Source organism: Stenotrophomonas maltophilia, from assembly GCF_006974125.1.
Classification (GTDB): Bacteria; Pseudomonadota; Gammaproteobacteria; order Xanthomonadales; family Xanthomonadaceae; genus Stenotrophomonas; species Stenotrophomonas maltophilia_O.
Window position 1 is genome coordinate 2,686,138 of the sequence record NZ_CP037858.1, and the last position, 18,501, is coordinate 2,704,638.

The 18,501-nt window shown below is 65.6% G+C and carries 19 protein-coding genes; 14 read left to right on the top strand and 5 right to left on the bottom strand.

Going from position 1 to position 18,501, the window contains the following annotated elements; genetic code table 11:
- Window positions 1-286: 286 nt before the first annotated feature.
- Window positions 287-1,225, bottom strand: coding sequence for an electron transfer flavoprotein subunit alpha/FixB family protein (locus EZ304_RS12160; protein ID WP_142807197.1), 939 nt, complete (start codon window positions 1,223-1,225; stop codon window positions 287-289).
- Complete coding sequence (locus EZ304_RS12165) at window positions 1,225-1,971, bottom strand: electron transfer flavoprotein subunit beta/FixA family protein (RefSeq protein ID WP_012509979.1); 747 nt, start codon at window positions 1,969-1,971, stop codon at window positions 1,225-1,227. Before EZ304_RS12165 ends, EZ304_RS12160 begins: the two co-directional genes overlap by 1 nt.
- Window positions 1,972-2,354: 383 nt before the next feature.
- Here EZ304_RS12165 and EZ304_RS12170 point away from each other — a divergent pair, with 383 nt between their 5' ends.
- The 5 genes from EZ304_RS12170 to rfbD all read left to right on the top strand — a co-directional run bounded on the left by EZ304_RS12170 (window position 2,355) and on the right by rfbD (window position 6,665).
- Window positions 2,355-3,146 (top strand): class I SAM-dependent methyltransferase, encoded by a 792-nt coding sequence (locus EZ304_RS12170; RefSeq protein WP_185959179.1) that lies wholly within the window; start codon window positions 2,355-2,357, stop codon window positions 3,144-3,146.
- Window positions 3,147-3,263: 117 nt separating this feature from the next.
- Window positions 3,264-4,319 carry a dTDP-glucose 4,6-dehydratase gene (gene rfbB, locus EZ304_RS12175; protein ID WP_142807199.1) on the top strand — a complete coding sequence of 352 codons (1,056 nt, stop codon included), beginning with the start codon at window positions 3,264-3,266 and terminating at the stop codon, window positions 4,317-4,319.
- 14 nt (window positions 4,320-4,333) lie between these two features.
- On the top strand, window positions 4,334-5,221 hold the full coding sequence (gene rfbA / locus EZ304_RS12180; RefSeq protein WP_142807200.1) for a glucose-1-phosphate thymidylyltransferase RfbA: 888 nt from the start codon (window positions 4,334-4,336) through the stop codon (window positions 5,219-5,221).
- Window positions 5,218-5,775 (top strand): dTDP-4-dehydrorhamnose 3,5-epimerase, encoded by a 558-nt coding sequence (gene rfbC / locus EZ304_RS12185; protein ID WP_142807201.1) that lies wholly within the window; start codon window positions 5,218-5,220, stop codon window positions 5,773-5,775. Before rfbA ends, rfbC begins: the two co-directional genes overlap by 4 nt.
- Entirely contained in the window at window positions 5,772-6,665 is an 894-nt protein-coding gene (gene rfbD / locus EZ304_RS12190) for a dTDP-4-dehydrorhamnose reductase (protein WP_142807202.1), read from the top strand. Before rfbC ends, rfbD begins: the two co-directional genes overlap by 4 nt.
- Window positions 6,666-6,717: 52 nt before the next feature.
- Here rfbD and EZ304_RS12195 read toward each other — a convergent pair whose 3' ends face one another.
- Together EZ304_RS12195 and EZ304_RS12200 are read right to left on the bottom strand one after the other, a co-directional pair.
- Window positions 6,718-8,121, bottom strand: a complete 1,404-nt coding sequence (locus tag EZ304_RS12195) for a mannose-1-phosphate guanylyltransferase/mannose-6-phosphate isomerase (protein WP_142807203.1) — start codon at window positions 8,119-8,121, stop codon at window positions 6,718-6,720.
- Window positions 8,122-8,132: 11 nt separating this feature from the next.
- The gene (locus EZ304_RS12200) at window positions 8,133-9,479 is read right to left on the bottom strand and encodes a phosphomannomutase (protein WP_142807204.1); all 1,347 of its coding nucleotides are present in this window, start codon (window positions 9,477-9,479) and stop codon (window positions 8,133-8,135) included.
- 234 nt (window positions 9,480-9,713) lie between these two features.
- On the opposite strand from EZ304_RS12200, the gene EZ304_RS12205 reads away from it, so the two are divergent.
- The 8 genes from EZ304_RS12205 to EZ304_RS12240 all read left to right on the top strand — a co-directional run bounded on the left by EZ304_RS12205 (window position 9,714) and on the right by EZ304_RS12240 (window position 15,722).
- On the top strand, window positions 9,714-10,670 hold the full coding sequence (locus EZ304_RS12205; protein WP_099527084.1) for a UDP-glucuronic acid decarboxylase family protein: 957 nt from the start codon (window positions 9,714-9,716) through the stop codon (window positions 10,668-10,670).
- A gap of 10 nt (window positions 10,671-10,680) precedes the next feature.
- Window positions 10,681-11,625: a glycosyltransferase gene (locus EZ304_RS12210; RefSeq protein ID WP_099551409.1), complete on the top strand. Its 945-nt coding sequence runs from the start codon at window positions 10,681-10,683 to the stop codon at window positions 11,623-11,625.
- Window positions 11,603-12,007 (top strand): GtrA family protein, encoded by a 405-nt coding sequence (locus tag EZ304_RS12215; RefSeq protein ID WP_134528229.1) that lies wholly within the window; start codon window positions 11,603-11,605, stop codon window positions 12,005-12,007. Before EZ304_RS12210 ends, EZ304_RS12215 begins: the two co-directional genes overlap by 23 nt.
- The gene (locus EZ304_RS12220; protein WP_099551407.1) at window positions 12,004-12,603 is read left to right on the top strand and encodes a hypothetical protein; all 600 of its coding nucleotides are present in this window, start codon (window positions 12,004-12,006) and stop codon (window positions 12,601-12,603) included. The genes EZ304_RS12215 and EZ304_RS12220 overlap by 4 nt, the downstream gene beginning before the upstream one ends.
- 51 nt (window positions 12,604-12,654) lie before the next feature.
- A complete protein-coding gene (locus EZ304_RS12225) occupies window positions 12,655-13,080 on the top strand; it encodes a hypothetical protein (protein ID WP_142807205.1) in 426 nt (141 codons plus the stop codon).
- Window positions 13,055-14,260: a hypothetical protein gene (locus EZ304_RS12230; RefSeq protein ID WP_142807206.1), complete on the top strand. Its 1,206-nt coding sequence runs from the start codon at window positions 13,055-13,057 to the stop codon at window positions 14,258-14,260. The genes EZ304_RS12225 and EZ304_RS12230 overlap by 26 nt, the downstream gene beginning before the upstream one ends.
- A 96-nt stretch (window positions 14,261-14,356) precedes the next feature.
- A complete protein-coding gene (locus EZ304_RS12235; protein WP_099551404.1) occupies window positions 14,357-15,088 on the top strand; it encodes a CoA transferase subunit A in 732 nt (243 codons plus the stop codon).
- Between the two features lies 1 nt (window position 15,089).
- Window positions 15,090-15,722 carry a CoA transferase subunit B gene (locus tag EZ304_RS12240; RefSeq protein ID WP_099551403.1) on the top strand — a complete coding sequence of 211 codons (633 nt, stop codon included), beginning with the start codon at window positions 15,090-15,092 and terminating at the stop codon, window positions 15,720-15,722.
- 10 nt (window positions 15,723-15,732) lie between these two features.
- Here the strand turns inward: EZ304_RS12240 and EZ304_RS12245 are convergent, their stop codons facing one another.
- Window positions 15,733-17,793, bottom strand: coding sequence for a glycoside hydrolase family 99-like domain-containing protein (locus EZ304_RS12245; protein WP_142807207.1), 2,061 nt, complete (start codon window positions 17,791-17,793; stop codon window positions 15,733-15,735).
- Window positions 17,794-17,909: 116 nt separating this feature from the next.
- On the opposite strand from EZ304_RS12245, the gene EZ304_RS12250 reads away from it, so the two are divergent.
- Entirely contained in the window at window positions 17,910-18,497 is a 588-nt protein-coding gene (locus tag EZ304_RS12250) for an alpha-ketoglutarate-dependent dioxygenase AlkB family protein (RefSeq protein ID WP_142807208.1), read from the top strand.
- Window positions 18,498-18,501 lie beyond the last annotated feature (4 nt).

An 18,501-nucleotide genomic window follows, 5' to 3' on the forward strand; every position in this document is an offset into this window, starting at 1 on the left:
ACCTCGGTAATCGCTATCGAGATTCAGGCGCGAGGCTCGCGGTACGCGGGCTGCCGCTCATGTGCTTTACGGGGGGCGTTCAGCCCAGTCGTCGGGCTCATCCGTCCGAACGATAGGCAGTTATCCGTGATCCTGCGCCAGGAGGAGCGGGAGGGGCCGCCGGTCGGCTGTGCAGGAACGGAGTATCTGATCCAGACAGGTGCCCCGGCAACCCGGTTACGCACCGGGCTGCCATTGGGTGGTCTGGTCCCCCGGCAGTTGATAGCGTACTTGCCGGGAGTGAGGCTTACAGCGCCTTTTCCAGCTCCGGCAGGATCGCAAACAGATCTCCCACCAGGCCGATATCGGCAATCTCAAAGATCGGCGCATCGCCGTCCTTGTTGATCGCGACGATGGTGCCGGCATCCTTGATGCCGGTCAGGTGCTGGATCGCGCCACTGATGCCGACCGCCACATACAGTTCCGGCGCGATGATCTTGCCGGTCTGGCCGACCTGCAGGTCGCTGGGCACATAGCCGGCATCAACTGCGGCACGCGAAGCACCGACGGCGGCACCGAGCTTGTCCGCCAGCTGGAAGATGACCTTGAAGTTCTCTTCCGAGCCGACGCCACGGCCGCCGGAGACCACGCGCTTGGCGCTCTGCAGGTCCGGGCGGTCGCTGGCACCGGCGGCCAGGCCGATGAAGCGGGTATGGGTCGGCAGGGCAGCATCGACGCTGGCCGCTTCAATGGCGGCAATGCCGCCCTGGGCGGCTTCCGGCCACGAGGCGGCACGCACGGTGGCGACCACGATCTGGTCGGCAGGTGCTTCCACGGTGATGATCGCGTTGCCAGCGTAGATCGGGCGCTTGAAGGTGTGGCTGCCTTCGACGGTCATCAGGTCGGAGACCTGGTTGACGCCGAGCAGGGCGGCCACGCACGGCATCAGGTCCTTGCCGAAGGTGGTCGACGGTCCGAACACGTGGGTGTAGCCCTTGGCCAACTGCGCGATCTGCGGCGCGAGCACCTGGGCGATGGCCTGCGCGTTGGCGGCGTTGGCCACGGTCAGGACCTTGGCAACGCCGGCGATCTTCGCGGCCTCAGCAGCGACGGCGGCCGGATCGGCGGCCAGTACCACGACATCAATGCTGGCACCGCTGATGGCGGCGGCGGCACTGACGGTCTTGGCGGTGGCGGCGTTGAGCTTGCCGTCGTGGTGCTCGGCGATGACGAGAATCTTGCTCATTACAGCAACCCCTTCTGCTTGAGTGCGGCAACCAGTTCAGCCGCGTCCTTGACCATCACGCCCTTGCTGCGCTTGGACGGCGCGGCGTACTGGGTGGTCTTGAAGGTGTCGGCGGCTTCAACGCCGAGGTCGGCCAGCTGCAGGGTTTCCAGCGGCTTGGCCTTGGCCTTCATGATGTCCGGCAGCTTGATGAAGCGCGGCTCGTTCAGGCGCAGGTCGGTGGTGACCACGGCCGGCAGATCCACTTCCAGCGTTTCCAGGCCGGCGTCGACTTCACGGGTGACCGTGGCCTTGCCGTCGGCGATCTCGAGCTTGCTGGCGAAGGTCGCCTGCGGGCGGCCCCACAGCGTGGCCAGCATCTGGCCGGTCTGGTTGGCGTCGTCGTCGATGGCCTGCTTGCCGAGGATCACCAGGTCCGGCTGTTCCTTCTCGATCAGCTTGAGCAGGGTGCGCGAGGCGGTCAGCGGCTGGATGGCTTGGTCGGTGACGACGTGGATGGCACGGTTTGCGCCCATGGCCAGTCCGTTGCGCAGGTGCGCCTGGGCGTCGGCCGGGGCGATGGTGGCGACCACCACTTCGCTGGCGATGCCCTTGTCGCGCAGGCGCAGGGCTTCTTCCAGGGCGATTTCGTCGAAGGGGTTGGGGGACAGCTTGACGCCGTCGGTGACCACGCCGGAACCGTCCGGCTTGACCTGAATGCGGACGTTGTAGTCCACCACGCGCTTGTACGCGACGAGGATTTTCATCTGGTACGGGGTCCTTCAATAACGGTGAGAACGTCCGGTCCTCGCACAGCAACCGGTTCGGGGGTGGGATCTCGATTCTAGCTGGCTTGAGGGGACCATGCGAATGCGTATGGTTTGGTAGGGCCGCCACGGTGTCCCCGCGTTGGCGTGCTGCGCGTGCAGCAGGGGGGGGGGGCGGGTGAGGGCGCTATGCTCCGGAGGTCATTGAAGTTGCCACGATGTTTCCCGGGCCCGGGGAGAGCGGGTCATGCGAGTGTCAGAACCTGGAGACGATGTTGATGGGATTCGATCAATGTCCTGCCTGCGAGGGGCGGCTCAAGGCTGGGCTGCAGCCTTGGCATCTGCAATGCGGCCGGTGCAGTTATGAGGGAAGCTCGCTTCGCGTGGATATCGATGTGCAGGGGGATCGCGAGGTGCTGGACGAGGTACTTCGCGAAGAGGGGTTGAGTGACCTTCGACAGCGCAACTTCGCCGTGCTGGCCGAGGATCTGGCAGCGCGGTTTGCGCAGCGGGCGGAGGGGCGTCCGCGGCTGTTGGATGTCGGCTGTGCCCATGGTTGGTTTTTGCAGGCCACCGAGGGCCAATTCGAGGTCGTGGGCATCGAGCCCGACGCCCGCGTAGCCGATTCGGCCAGCGCGCGCGGCTTGCCCGTCCGCCGGGGGTTCTTCCCGGACGTGCTGCAGGTGGGTGAGAAATTTGACGTGATCGTCTTCAATGACGTCATGGAGCACATCCCCGACATCCTGTCTGCGATGCGGGCCTGCACGGCCGTCCTTCGCCCCGGGGGCGTGGTGGTGATCAATGCACCGGCACGAACGGGCGTGCTCTACCGGGTCGCGCGGGTGATGGCCCGGATGGGGGCACCTGCCAGCTTCGAGCGGTTGTGGCAGAAGGGGTTCCCGTCGCCACACGTGCATTACCTGGACGACGGCAGCATGCGCGCGATTGGTGCCCGTACCGGTTTGAGACTGTTGCGCGCCCGTACGCTGCCTTCCCTAAGCGTGAAAGGTCTGTACGCGCGCATCCGCTACGACCGGTCGGTGTCGACGGCCAAGGCCATGGCGCTCACGGCTGCGTTGAGTATGCTCGCGCCGGTGATGCGGCTGCTGCCTGCTGACATCAAGGTCTGGATGTTGCAGGTCGAGTCCGACCCTGTTGGCGGGATGGCCGGCTAGCGCCTGTTCATTCAGGTGTTGGGGGGGCGAGCGGCTGGGCATGTATCCTTGGCGGTCAACGTGCGGCGGGTTGCAGACACCGCCCGCAGATTTGTCCACTTCAAGGAGATGCCTTTCGTGCCCACTTGGCTCGTCACCGGCGGCGCCGGATTCATTGGCGGAAACTTCGTTCTCGAAGCCGTCGCCCGTGGCATCAAGGTCGTCAACCTCGATGTGCTCACCTATGCCGGCAACCTGAAGACTTTGTCCAGCGTGGAGGGGGATCCCAACCATCTGTTCGTGCAGGGCGATATCGGCGATCGGGCACTGGTCGCTGGTCTGCTGGCCGAACACCAACCGGACGCGGTGCTGAACTTCGCCGCCGAGAGCCATGTCGACCGCTCCATCGACGGCCCGGGCGCCTTCATCCAGACCAACGTGGTCGGCACGCTGGGCCTGCTGGAAGCCGTGCGCGACTACTGGAAGGCACTGCCGGCCGAGCAGGGCGCGGCGTTCCGCTTCCTGCACGTGTCCACCGACGAGGTGTACGGCACCCTGGGCGAGACCGGCAAGTTCAGCGAAACCACGCCGTACGCCCCGAATTCGCCGTACTCGGCGTCCAAGGCTGCCTCGGACCACTTGGTGCGCGCGTTCCATCACACGTACGGGTTGCCGGTGCTGACCACCAACTGCTCGAACAATTACGGCCCGTACCACTTCCCCGAGAAGCTCATTCCGCTGGTGATCGCCAAGGCGCTGGCCGGCGAGCCGTTGCCGGTGTACGGCGATGGCAGGCAGGTGCGCGACTGGCTGTTCGTGTCCGACCACTGCGAAGCGATCCGCACGGTGCTCGCGAAGGGCAAGGTTGGCGAGACCTACAATGTGGGTGGCAATTCGGAAAAGCAGAACATCGAAGTGGTGCAGGCCATCTGCGCACTGCTGGACCAGCGCCGCCCGCGCGCGGATGGCGAGCCGCGCAGCAGCCAGATCACCTACGTGGCCGACCGCCCGGGTCATGACCGCCGCTACGCGATCGATGCGTCGAAGCTGAAGAGCGACCTGGGCTGGGAGCCGGCCTACACCTTCGAGCAGGGCATCACCCGCACCGTTGACTGGTACCTGGACAACCAGGAATGGGTGAACGGCGTGCTGGATGGCAGCTACCGCCTGCAGCGCATCGGTACGGCGGCCTGAACCCAGGAGATCTTATGTCCCAGCGCAAGGGCATCATCCTCGCCGGCGGTTCCGGCACCCGGCTGTATCCGATCACCAAGGGCGTCAGCAAGCAGCTGCTGCCGGTGTACGACAAGCCGATGATCTACTACCCGCTCAGCGTGCTGATGCTGGCGGGCATCCGTGAAGTGCTCATCATCAATACCCCGCACGAGCAGGCCCTGTTCCAGCTGCTGCTGGGCGACGGTTCGCAGTGGGGCATGGACATCCAGTACGCCGTGCAGCCGAGCCCGGATGGGCTGGCACAGGCCTACCTGATTGGCCGCGATTTCGTGGCCGGCAAGCCGAGCTGTCTGGTGCTGGGTGACAACATCTTCCATGGCCATGGGCTGAGTGAAATGCTGCGGCGCGCCGATGCCCGGGATCAGGGCGCCACGGTGTTCGGCTATTGGGTCAACGATCCCGAGCGCTATGGCGTGGCCGAGTTCGACGGCGGTGGCAAGGTCATTGACCTCGTCGAGAAACCGACCAATCCGCGTTCGAACTATGCGGTGACCGGCCTGTACTTCTATGACGGCAACGCCAGCGATTACGCTGCCGAGCTGAAGCCCTCTGCGCGGGGCGAGCTGGAAATCACCGATCTCAACCGCAGATACCTGCAGCAGGGCAGCCTGCACCTTGAACCCTTGGGGCGCGGCTACGCATGGCTTGATACCGGCACCCACCAATCGTTGCTGGAAGCCTCCAACTTCATCGAGACCATCCAGACCCGCCAGGGCCTGCAGGTCTGCTGCCCGGAAGAAATCGCTTTCGGCAAGGGCTGGATCACTGCCGAGCAGCTGGAAGCCCTGGCTGCACCACTGATCAAGAATGGCTACGGCCAGTACCTGCACAAGCTCGCCCTGCGTGGAGTTGTTCCGTGAAAGTGATTGAAACCAGGTTGCCCGGCTGCGTGGTGATCGAACCGGCCGTGTTCGGCGATGCCCGCGGCTATTTCTTCGAAACCTGGAACGCCGAGCGCTTCGCCGCGCTGGGCCTGCCGGATCGCTTCGTGCAGAGCAATGTGTCCACTTCGGCCAAGGGCGTGCTGCGTGGCCTGCATTACCAGTGGCCGCGTCCGCAGGGCAAGCTGGTGTCGGTGCTGGAGGGCGAGGTCTACGACGTCGCCGTGGACATTCGTCGCGGCTCGCCGACCTTCGGCCAGTGGGAAGCGGTGGTGCTGAGTGCGGAGAACAAGAAGCAGTTCTGGATTCCGGAAGGCTTTGCGCACGGCTTTGCGGTGTTGTCCGAGCGGGCGGTGTTCAGCTACCTGTGCACTGAGGTCTACCTGAAGGACTTCGACGCCGGCGTGTGCTGGAACGATGCCGACATTGCCGTGGACTGGCCGGTCAGTGCACCGACGCTGTCGGCCAAGGACGAGAACGCACCGTTCCTGAAGGACATTGCCGAAGACCGCCTGCCGGTCTACGTGCCATGACCGTGCTGGTGTTCGGTGGCAACGGCCAGGTCGGCCAGGAGCTGCTGCGCGCGCTGGCACCGCTGGGCAAGGTGGTCGCGACCACCCGCAGTGGCGTCCTGCCCGACGGAAGTGCCTGTGAAACGGCCGATTTCGGCCAGCCCGACAGCCTGCCGGCATTGCTGGACCGCGTGCAGCCGTCGCTGGTGGTCAATGCGGCCGCTTACACCGCCGTTGACCGCGCAGAACAGGATGTTGATGCCGCCTTAGCCGCCAACGCGCAGGCGCCGGGCGTGATCGCGCACTGGTGTGCGGCGCATGGCGTGCCGTTCGTGCATTACTCCACAGACTACGTGTTCGATGGCCAGGGCACCGCGCCCTACCGCGAGGACGAGCCAACCGCACCGCTGGGTGTCTACGGCATCAGCAAGCGCGACGGCGAGGACGCCGTGCGCGCGGCCGGTGGTCGCCACCTGATCTTCCGCACGGCCTGGGTCTATGCCTCGCATGGCGCGAACTTCCTGCGCACCATGCTGCGCGTGGGCGCCGAGCGCGATGTGTTGCGGGTGGTGGACGACCAGATCGGGACGCCCACGCCGGCGGCGCTGATCGCCGACGTCACCGCGCTGGCGCTGCAGCATCCGCGCCACCTGTCGGGCACCTGGCACCTCACCGCCAGCGGCCAGACCAGCTGGCATGGCTTTGCCGAGGCGATCTTCGCCGAAGCGTTGGCCACTGGCGTGCTGGCCAAGGTGCCGACCGTCGAGGCGATTCCCAGTTCCGAATATCCGACCCCGGCCAAGCGCCCGGCCTGGTCGGCGCTGGACAACCGCAAGCTGCAACAGGATTTCGGCATCGTGCTGCCGGCATGGCAGGACGGCCTGAAGCGGGTGATGGCGGAGATGGCCTGACCCGGTAGGCGACGTGCCGACCAACGGTCGGCATCCTCCAGCGGGCTTCGCGTCAGTTGCGCCCGTACGTATCCTCGAACCGCACGATGTCATCCTCGCCCAGATAACTGCCTGACTGCACTTCAATCAGTTCCAGCGGCAGCTTGCCCGGGTTGCGCAGGCGATGGGTCACGCCCAGTGGAATGTAGGTGCTCTGGTTCTCGCTGAGCAGGATCACCTCGTTGCCGCGGGTCACTTCAGCCGTACCGCTGACCACGATCCAGTGCTCGGCGCGGTGGTGATGCATCTGCAGGCTCAGCGTGCCGCCGGGCTTGACCGTGATCCGCTTGACCTGAAAGCGCTCGCCGTTGTCGATCGAATCGTAGGCACCCCACGGGCGATAGACCTTGCGATGCCAGGTGGCCTCGCTGCGGCCTTCGGCCTTGAGTTGCGCGACTACTGTCTTGACGTCCTGCATGCGGTCGGCCTTGCCGACCAGCACGGCATCGTCGGTTTCCACCACCACCACATCGTCCAGCCCGACCAGCGCCACCAGGCGTTGTGCATAGGCATAGGTGTTGCGGCAATCGATGGCGATCACATCACCCTGGTGGGCATTGCCGTCGCCGTCCTGCTGCGAGACATCGCGCAGTGCGGTCCACGAGCCGACATCGTTCCAGCCGGCATCGAGCGGGATCACCACTGCATCGGCGGTCTTTTCCATCACCGCGTAGTCGATCGAGTCCGAGGGCACGGCGGTGAAGGCGTCCTTGTCCAGGCGGGTGAAGTCGGCATCGCGGCGAGCCTGCTGCCAGGCCTGGCGGCTGCTGGCCAGCATTTCCGGCTGGAAACGTTCCAGCTCCTGCAGGTAGCGCGACGCCTTGAACAGGAACATGCCGCTGTTCCAGTAGTACTGGCCGCTGGCGACATAGCCCGAGGCCGTCTCCAGATCGGGCTTCTCGACGAAGCGCTCGACGGCGCGCAGGCCCTGCCCATCGGCCGCCTTGATGTAGCCGTATCCGGTTTCCGGGCCGGTCGGCACGATGCCGAAGGTCACCAGCTTGCCGGCCTCGGCGGCACCGGCAGCGGCCTGTACCGCACTGCGGAACGCCGCCTCGTCGGTGATTACATGGTCGGAGGGCAGCACCAGCAGCAGCGCGTCGGCACCGTCACGGGTGGCTTCCAACGCGGCTACGGCAATCGCCGGTGCAGTGTTGCGGCCCACCGGTTCCAGGATGATCGCGGCCGGCTCGGCCCCGACCTGCTGCAACTGCTCGGCAGCGACGAAACGGTGCTCTTCGTTGGCGATCACCAGCGGGCCACGCGCCGCAAGCGGGGCGACGCGCTGCCAGGTGGCCTGCAGCATCGTCAGCTCGCCGGCCAGCGGCAGGAACTGCTTCGGATACGCCTCGCGCGACAGCGGCCACAGGCGGGTTCCGGAGCCGCCGGAAAGGATGACGGGCTGGATGCTGCTCATGCGGGCCTCGGTTACGACTGGATCAGGCGGGAGATGTCGTCGGTGCGCGCCTGCATCAGTGCAGCGTCACCACGCGATTCGACGTTCAGGCGCAGCAGCGGTTCGGTGTTGGAGCTGCGCAGGTTGAAGCGCCAGTTGCCGAAATCCGCGCTGATGCCATCGGTATGGTCCAGTGCCGGCGACTGTGCCGCGAAATGCTCCATCACCCGCGCCACTGCGGCCTTGGCATCGCCCACCTTGAAGTTGATCTCGCCGCTGCACGGATAGGCGGCCATCCGGTCTTCCACCCAGTCGGCCAGCGAACGGCCACTTTCGGAGACCAGCTGGGCGATCAGCAGCCACGGAATCATCCCGGAGTCGGCGTAGGCGAATTCGCGGAAGTAGTGATGGGCGCTCATCTCGCCGCCATACACGGCATCCTCGGCCCGCATCTTTTCCTTGATGAACGCATGCCCGCTCTTGCACTGCACCGCAACACCGCCGGCCTGCTCGACCATGTCCACCGTGTTCCAGACCAGGCGCGGGTCGTGCACGATCTTGCCGCCCGGATTGCGCGCCAGGATCGCCTTGGCCAGAAGGCCGACCAGGTAGTAGCCCTCGATGAAGCGGCCGGAATGATCGAAGAAGAAGCAGCGGTCGAAGTCGCCGTCCCATGCAATGCCGAAGTCGGCGCCATGCTCGCGCACCGCATCGGCCGTGGCGGCACGGTTCTCCGGCAGCAGCGGGTTGGGAATGCCGTTGGGGAAGCTGCCGTCCGGCGCGTGGCAGATGCGGATGAACTCGAACGGCAGGTGCGGTGCCAGCAGGTCGACGATGGCGCCTGCGCCGCCGTTGCCGGCATTGACCACCAGTTTCAGCGGCTTCAGCTTGCCGGCATCGACATAGCTCAGCAGGTGCTGGATGTAGGCGCTCTTGTCATACTGGGCGACCTGGCCGGCACGCGGCGGCTGGGCCTTGGCGGTGTCGGCGGCGACCGCATCGGAGATCGCGAACAGGCCGGTGTCGGAACTGATCGGCCGTGCGTTCTCCTTGACCAGCTTCATGCCGTTGTAATCCATCGGGTTGTGGCTGGCGGTGACCATCACGCCGCCGGCCGCACCCAGGTGGTCGGTCTGGAAATAGACCTCCTCGGTGCCGCACAGGCCGATGTCGATCACTTCCCGGCCGGTGCCGCGCAGGCCTGCCGCCAGCGCGTCCTGCAGCGCCGGGCTGGTCAGGCGCACGTCATGGCCCAGCACCACCGGGCCCGGTGCGAGCTGGGCGGCCAGTGCCACACCGATGCGGCGGGCCAGGTCTTCGTTCAGTTCCTCGGGCACGCGGCCACGGATGTCATAGGCCTTGAAGGCGGGCAGGGGCATCGAACCAGTCCATCCGGATAGAGAAACCCGATTATAGCGGGAGGGTCTGCAAACGGCCGGTGAGCCAGGGGCGCCCGGCCAGTAGCGTTGGCATGGGAGTGGGGCCGGCCGATTCCCCGTCGATGGGCCATGGCCAGCAGGCAGTTCGCATACAATTGCGCGCTGACGACCGAGGACATGGCCCGAGTGGCCATCGCCGATTGGCCTGCTGTTCCAGAAGGATCGAGGTTTGCTTTGAAATTCACTCACGATCAGAAACGCGTGCTGGTGACCGGTGGCGCGGGCTTCCTCGGGTCGCATCTGTGCGATCGGCTCATCGCGGGCGGCCATGACGTCCTCTGCGTGGACAACTTCTACACCGGCAGCAAGGCGAACGTGGATGGGCTGCTGGGCCACCCACGGTTCGAGCTCATGCGCCATGACGTGACGTTCCCGCTCTATGTGGAAGTGGACCGGATCTTCAACCTGGCCTGCCCGGCGTCACCGATCCACTACCAGCAGGACCCGGTGCAGACCACCAAGACCAGCGTGCATGGCGCAATCAACATGCTCGGCCTGGCCAAGCGCCTGCGCGCGCGTATCCTGCAGGCCAGCACCAGCGAGGTGTATGGCGATCCGGAAATCCACCCGCAGGTGGAAGGCTACTGGGGCCGGGTCAACCCGATCGGCATCCGCAGCTGCTATGACGAGGGCAAGCGTTGCGCCGAAACGCTGTTCTTCGACTACTGGCGCCAGCACCAGCTGGAAATCAAGGTCATGCGCATCTTCAACACGTATGGCCCGCGCATGCATCCCAATGACGGCCGGGTGGTCAGCAACTTCATCGTGCAGGCGCTGAAGGGCGAGCCGATCACCATCTATGGCGATGGCAGCCAGACGCGCAGCTTCTGCTATGTCGATGACCTGATCGAAGGCATGTTGCGGCTGATGGACTCACCGGCTGATCTCACCGGTCCGATCAATATCGGCAATCCGTCCGAGTACACCATGCTGGAACTGGCCGAGACCGTGCTCCGCCTGGTCGGCGGCGCGTCGAAGATCGAGTACCGCCCGCTGCCCTCGGATGATCCACGCCAACGCCAGCCGGATATCAGCCTGGCCAAAGCGGATCTGGGCTGGGAGCCCAAGGTCGGCCTGGAGGACGGCCTGAAGGAGACCATCGCCTATTTCCGCCATCGCTTGCAGGCCTGAGGTGGCGACGATGCGCAAGATCGTGGTGATGCCGGTCTACGAGGACCTGGAAGCCTCCTCGAAGCTGTTCGTCGAGCTCGCCCGCACCCAGGGTCCGGACACCTATGTGGTGGCCGTGGACGACGGCTCGGTGCGGCAGCCATTGCCGATCAGCGCCATTGAGGCTTCGGGGCTGGAGGGCGTGGTGATCCGCCTGCGTCGCAATGTCGGGCATCAGCGTGCGATCGCCATCGGCCTGGGCTATGTGGCCGAGCACTTCGATGGCAATGACATTGTCGTGGTGATGGATTCCGATGGCGAGGATACGCCGGAGAGCATCACCGAGCTGGTGGCGGGCCTGGATTCGGCCGATGTCGACGTGGTGGTGGCCAGCCGTCGCAGCCGGGTCGAATCGCTGAAGTTCAAGTCGTTCTACATCGTCTACAAGCTGCTGTTCTCGCTGCTCAGCGGGCGCCAGATCAGCTTCGGCAACTTCATGGCGGCGAAGATGCCGGCGGTGCGCCGGTTGGCATCGATGCAGGAGCTGTGGATCCACGTTGCCGCCTGCGTGCTGGGCTCGAAGCTGCGCGTGCAGACCTGTGCGCTGGATCGTGGTCCGCGTTATGCCGGCCGCAGCAAGATGAACTTCGTCGGCCTGGCCCTGCACGGATTCCGTGCACTGATGGTGTTTGCCGAGGATGTGCTGGTACGCGTGGGCATCGCCTGCACCCTGGTGGCGGCACTGTCGATCATCGGCGGCATCGTCGCCACCGGGCTGAAGATGCTGGGCTTTGCATCACAGGGCTGGTTCTCGCTGGCATTCGGTATTCTGGTGCTGGTGTTCCTGCAGACCGCGGCACTGACGCTGATCATCCTGATGTTGTCGGGGATGATGCGCGGCGGTGGCGTCATGAGCGTGGGCAGCTATCGCGAATTCGTCGACGAGGTCCTGCATGCCGGCCGCCGCAGTGGCTAAGGATGCGCTGGGCGGACAGGCCGTCCGCTACGTGATCAATGGCCTGGTCGCCACCGCAGTGCACTATGGAGTGCTGCACTTCAACATCGAGGTGCTGCACGTCCCGCTGGCCGCGATGGCCAACGCGATTGCAGCGGTCTTTGGCATCACCGTGTCGTTCCTCGGCAGCCGCTACTTCGTTTTCCATGGCAGGCAGGGCAGCCTGGCACGGCAGGGTTCGCTGTTCCTGCTGATCTACGCCGCGATCGCCGTCCTGCATGCGCTGGTGATGTACGTCTGGGCCGATCGATGGGGCCTGGACTACCGCGCAGGGTTCGTGCTGGCGACCGGAATGCAGATGGCCGTCAGCTTCGTCGCCAACAAGTTCCTGGTGTTCAAATGAACAAATATCTGCGTGCCGCGCTGGCAACCCTTGCATTCATTGCCGCCCTGCTGCTGGTCTACTACGTCCACATGCGCCAGTTCCGCGTGAACGTGGTGCTGTATGCCAGCATCCTCGACGCGGTGATCGCAGCGGTGGTGGTGTTTGCTGGCCTGTACATGTTGAAGTGGTTCAGGGATTTCAGCCGCCTCGAGCTGATCCAGCTGGCCGCCATCTGGTTGCTGGGAGGCTATGTGTTCGCGATCTCGGTCCCGACCGTCATCGACCGCTCGCTGTCCTTCTACATCCTGGAGAAGCTGCAACAGCGTGGTGGTGGGATACGCGAAGACGCGTTCCGCCAGGTGTTCACTGAAGAGTACGTCCGCGAGCATCACCTGGTGGAAGTGCGCCTGACCGAGCAGCTGCAGTCCGGAACCGTGCAGATCCATGATGGTTGTGTGCGGTTGACCGCGCGCGGCGAGCGCCTCGCATCGTTCGGCCGCTTCTACCGGCAGAACCTGCTGCCGACCCACCGCCTGCTGATGGGGCAGTACACCGATGCGCTCACTGATCCTTTCCGCGACAGCCGGATGCCGTCCGACTACCGTTGCCAATAGCCCGGGTGCTGCTGGCGCATTGGTTTTTCCGTTGGTTCCCTGAAACGTTTCATGGATGACATGACCTCCACCTCTTCCCCCCTGCGCACTACGCGCCGGGACCTGGCGATTGCCGGGATCCTGGTGCTGCTGTTGGCCGCTTCCCTCGTATCGGTCGCCAAGCGATCGGACTATCAGACGTCGCTGCTGCGCCAGGCCTTCGCTGAGGACGCGGGATTCGACGCATCCGTACCACGTGAGGTGGTGGATGCACGCGATCTGGTACGCGCGCAGCCGATCGCGCCTTCGCTGCTTTCGCTCGGGCAGGGGCTGAAGGACGATCCCTTGATCCAGCAACGCATGTGGGAGGCGCTGTATCCGGTCCGGTTCAGCGATACCGATACCCCGCAGCGCCTGCTTAGGGCCGGTGATCCGCTGGTTGACCAGTGCCACGTCCAGGGGAGGAGCGGAGATGTCGTTCTTGCTGACTGCCACTGAACCAGGGCGCCGTGCGGCGCTGGCCATGCTGGTCTCCATTCTTTTCTGCTACGGCCTGGCCGCCGTGGGCCTGATGGGCTGGCCGGTACAGGTGGCATTCGGCGCGGTCGTGCTCAGCGCGCTGCTCGCCCTGCCAGCCGTGCGTGACCTGCGTACCGCACCTCTGGTCCTGGCCGTTCTGGTGCTGGTGTTGATCGCACTGGGAAGCCCCAGCGATGGCTGGGACCCGCGTTCAATCTGGCTCTTCCATGCCAAGCGGATCTACCTGGAGGGCACGTTGTACGCCCAGCTGGATGATTACGCGCCGTGGAGCCACAACGACTATCCCGCGCTGGTTCCGTTGTTGATGGCCTGTGCAGCAGGTTTGGCCGGGCACTGGAACGAACTGCTGCCCAAGGCGGTGGCACCGCTGCTGCTGCTGCCGGCGCTGCTGCTGATCGTCCCGAGTTTCCGATGGCGCTGGTGCGGAGTGCTGTTCGCAGTGCTGCTGCTGCGCCTGGGGCGCGACATGCTGATCAACGGCTACATGGATCCGCTGGTGGCGGTCTACGCCGTCGCTGCCGTGGCGACAGCGATGCGTCACCGCATGTCCGGGGAGCATGGTGGTGGTCGTGAGCTGGTCGCATTCACCTTGCTGGTGGCCGTGCTGTCGATGTTGAAGAACGAGGGCGCCGTGCTTGCGGCTCTGTTGACGGCCGTGGTGCTGGGCGAAGGCGTGCTGCGTGAGCGCCGTCTGGGCTGGCGCATCCTCCTGGCCGCGGTTGTGGCCCTGCTGCCATTGCTGGCATGGAAGCTGGCCGTCGGGCAGGCAGGGGTGGGCAATGACCTGGCGGGAAGTGACATGAAGGCGCAGCTGTTGGCGCGGCTTGGCAGCGAAGGCGGTACCCTGCCGATCGTCGGTCGCCTGCTGCTGGATGTGTGGGTGCTGGTGCCGTTGCTGGTGCTGGCAGTGCTCTGGCGCCCGGTGCTGCGGGTTCCGGCGGCATCGGCCGCCGCGCTGGTGGCGCTGGCGTACGCAGCGGTGCTGTTCCTGGTCTACCTCGGAACACCGCATGACCTGGACTGGCACCTGCGCACCAGTGTCGACCGTGTCCGCATGCCGGTAACACTGTTGCTCGGGTTTGCGGTGCTGCTGGCGCTGGAACATCGCGTCGCGGCGAAGATGCCGCGCACCCGCTGAGTCGGAACGCGCCGTGGCGCCATGCTGCGGCGCATCCCAGCGGTAGGCAGGTGTAGCGCTAGAATGCGCTCATTCTTCCCGTGTGGGGCTGTAGAAATGGAACACGTGACTTCCACCGGCAAGCGCAACAAGCGCTTCGCCAGCGCGGCGGAGGCCCTTCAGGGCGTCATCGCCGATGGCCAGACCCTGGCTGTCGGAGGCTTCGGCCTGTGCGGCATTCCCGAGGCGCTGATCGCCGCGCTGCGCGACAGCGGGGCAAAGGGCCTGACCGTGATCTCCAACAACGCGGGGGTCGATGGCTTCGGCCTGGGCCAGCTGCTGGAGACGCGGCAGATCAGGAAGATGATTTCGTCCTACGTGGGCGAGAACAAGGAGTTCGAGCGGCAGTTCCTGGCCGGCGAACTGGAACTCGAATTCAATCCGCAGGGCACCCTGGCCGAGCGCCTGCGCGCCGGTGGCGCAGGCATCCCGGCATTCTTCACCGCCACCGGCTACGGCACGGTGGTGGCCGAAGGCAAGGAAACCCGCGAGTTCGACGGCAAGCACTACGTGATGGAAACCGCACTGCGCGCCGACGTGGCGCTGGTCAAGGCGTGGAAGGCCGACGAAGCCGGCAACCTGGTGTTCCGCAAGACCGCGCGCAACTTCAACCCGGCCTGCGCGATGGCCGGCAAGGTCTGCATCGTGGAGGTGGAGGAGGTGGTGCCGGTCGGCGACATCGATCCGGACCAGGTGCACCTGCCGGGCATCTACGTGCACCGCATCGTGCACAACGCGAACCCTGAAAAACGCATCGAACAGCGCACCATCCGTGCGGAGGGCAACTGACATGGCGTGGACCCGTGACGAGATGGCAGCGCGCGCTGCTCTGGAACTGACTGACGGCGCCTACGTGAACCTGGGCATCGGCCTGCCGACCCTGGTCGCCAACCACATCCCCGAGGGCGTGGACGTGTGGCTGCAGTCGGAAAATGGCCTGCTTGGCATCGGCCCGTTCCCGACCGAAGCCGAAGTCGACGCGGACCTGATCAATGCCGGCAAGCAGACCGTCACCGCGCGTGCCGGTGCCAGCTATTTCGGCAGCCATGACAGCTTCGCGATGATCCGAGGCGGCCACGTCAACTTGGCCATCCTCGGCGCCATGCAGGTCACCGACAAGGGCGACCTGGCCAACTGGATGGTGCCCGGCAAGATGGTCAAGGGCATGGGCGGCGCGATGGACCTGGTGGCCGGCGTGCAGCGCGTGGTGGTGCTGATGGAACACACCGCGAAGAACGGCGAGCACAAGATCCTGGCCGAATGCACGCTGCCGCTGACCGGCGTCGGCGTGGTCGACCGCATCATCACCGACCTGGCCGTGTTCGACGTCACCGATGCCGGTCTGGTCCTGGTGGAAGCGGCGCCGGGTGTGGGCGACGAGGAGCTGAAGGAGAAGACCGGCGTGGCGTTTGCGCGCAGCTGAGGCCGCGGCCTCAGCGTCCTCGGGCGTAAGCATATTCCGAGGAGGAAGCACGCGGGGGAGCGCCTTCCACCTCGGAGGTGTCGGCCACGGTGAACCCGGCAGCGGACACGACGGCTCCGGTCGCACGTTCGATGGCATGCGCAAGCGTGCCATCGATCTGCCCGGCTTCGGTGTCGAACATGCTCGGCAGTAGATGGGCATCGAGCAGGGGGCGCAGCGCCGGGAGGCGTACCCAGAACATGCTGCCGGACGCGAACTGTCCATCGCCGGGTGCGCTGTCCAGGCCCAGCAATGCCCAGAGCCGCTCCATGCGCAGTGCATTGCCGCCGATGTAGTCGGCCACGTTCAGCAGGTGGCCTGCTGGAGCCATCAGGCCGATACGTGGATCGGCCTGCAGATGTGCCAGGTTCGCAGCAGCCTGGGCAGTGCCCAGCAGCGCTTGGACCATCTCGCGCCGCCACTGGTCGCCGTTGTCGCGATGGCTGGAGCGCTTGGTATGCAGCTTCAGCACCAGTGATTCGTTCTGCTGCAGCAACCGGTCGGCTGCGTGCAGGAACGGCAGGATGTCACGGCCGTGGTTGTCGTAGACCCAGATTTCAGCGGTCAGGCCCTGCGCGTCGATGATCGACTGCACCTGCGCCTGGCGCTCCCCTGTGGTGGTGATGACCAGGCGTGCCTGTAGCCCGCTGTCCTTCACCGCCTGCAACAGCTCCGGCAGCGCATCCAGGTACCACGCGTGGATGACGATGCAGGGACGCGACGGAGCGGCCTGCGAGGGGACCAACGCGCGCCGGGTGGCCTGCAGCCAGGCATGGCCGAGACGGGCATCCGGTTCAAGAACCGCGCTTTCCGCCCATTCGTTCCAGGCATTGATGAACACCAGACGCCGAGCGGGCGCTACATCACGCAGGCGCTGGTGCACCGTGTCGTGCAACCAGTCGCTGTAGCCACGCGGCGAAGCATGCAGCAGCACGCGGCCGCGTCCCGGGCGGCGTGCTTCGTTGTCCCAGCCCGGGTTGACGCCTGGATACAACGGATAGTCCGCCAGTGGTGCACGGCGCATCTGTGCCGCCAGTTCACGCCAGTCGCGCACGTCGCCTTCGTACTCGGGATTGAGCAGGAACTGCGTGGTGTTCAGCTGGCGCGGGGCGGCAATGTTCGGTGGGAATTCCACCGCGGCATCGAAGCCGATATCGCGCGGATCCGGGCGTTCGAAACTCTGCACGTAGGCCAGATGAATCTCGCCGATGCCGTTGTCGCGGCACCAGCCACGCCAGCGCGCCGCCGTGGCCTTGGGATCGGGCAGCAACTGCGGCCGGTACAGCAACAGCACCGGTCGTCCCTCGACCTTCAATGCACGGGGGTCGCGCAGGTAATCGGCAACGTGGGCGATGAACGCCAGGTCATCCCCGGCACTGTGCTGTTGGCCGATCAGTACATCCTGGTTGCGCCCATCCCAGCGTCGGGTCCAGTTCTCGTTGGCCCAGCACAGGCAGAACGGCAGTTCAATCGTGCTGTCGGCCAGCCACTGGCGCAGGGGCTGCTCCATCAGCGTGTGGCCACTGAACCAGTAGAAATAGAAGCAGAATGCGCCGATGCCATGGTCGGCCGCCAACCGCGCCTGCGCGCGCAGCGTCTCGCCAACACGAAGGTCGTAGAAGCCCAGATCACCGGGCAGGCGCGGCTGCACATGTCCCTCGAACTGCGGCAGGGCACGGCTGACGTTGCGCCATTCGGTGAAGCCCTTGCCCCACCAGGCATCGTTCTCTTCGAACGGATGGAACTGCGGCAGGTAGAAGGCCACCAATGTCGCCGGCAGTGCTGCCGGCAGGGGCGCCTCTTCCGCAGCGGCGTAGCCGATCGCACGTTCATCGGCGCGCTGCAGTGGACGGATGCCGTCGGCAGTGGCGCCGATGCGACCACGCGGCGGAGGCGGACTCCAGCTGCCAATACGGTCCAGGCCCCGGTTGCGCAGCCGATCACGCAGCGACGCCGGCATCGGCAGGGCGCGGAACAGTGTGCGCAGGACCGAGAAGGTGAGCTGCCGGACTCCGGACGCCGCACCGCTCATCGATGAAGCCTGGCAAGGGAAAGAGTGCGCATTGTTCGGGGCCAGCAGCGGGACTGTCCTCATTTTCCGGCAATCGCCGCTGCAACAGCAAATCCACCAGGTGCTACTGTGCCGCCATGCTGTTCCCCCACGACCTTCCCGATGCCGACGTCCAGCACCGCCAGGCCTGGCTGTGTCCCGCCGAGGCCGATGCCTTGCAGCGCGATCTGCAGGCCGGCGTGCCGTGGGAGGTGCATCGCATCCGCATGTTCGGCAACTGGGTGGATTCGCCACGGTTGAGCTGCTGGATTGGCGACCCGCAGGCGCGTTATCGCTACTCGGGGGCGGAATTCGTGCCGCAGCCGTGGCCGCGGTCACTGCTGGGCATGCGCGAGCGCCTGCAGGACGATGGCCTCGGCCGCTTCAACAGCGTGCTGCTGAACCGCTATCGCGGCGGCGGCGACTACATGGGCTGGCACAGTGACGACGAGCCCGAACTGGGGCCGGCCCCGGTGATCGCCTCGTTGAGCCTGGGCGCGCCGCGGCGTTTCCTGCTGCGCCGGCGCGATGATCCGGCGCGCAAGGCGGAGTATCTGCTTGGCCATGGCGACCTGTTGGTGATGGCCGGGCAGACCCAGCGTTATTACCAGCACGCGCTGCCGAAGATGGCGCGCGTGAAGGGCGAGCGGATCAACCTGACGTTCCGCTGGATCACGCCGCGTTGATACG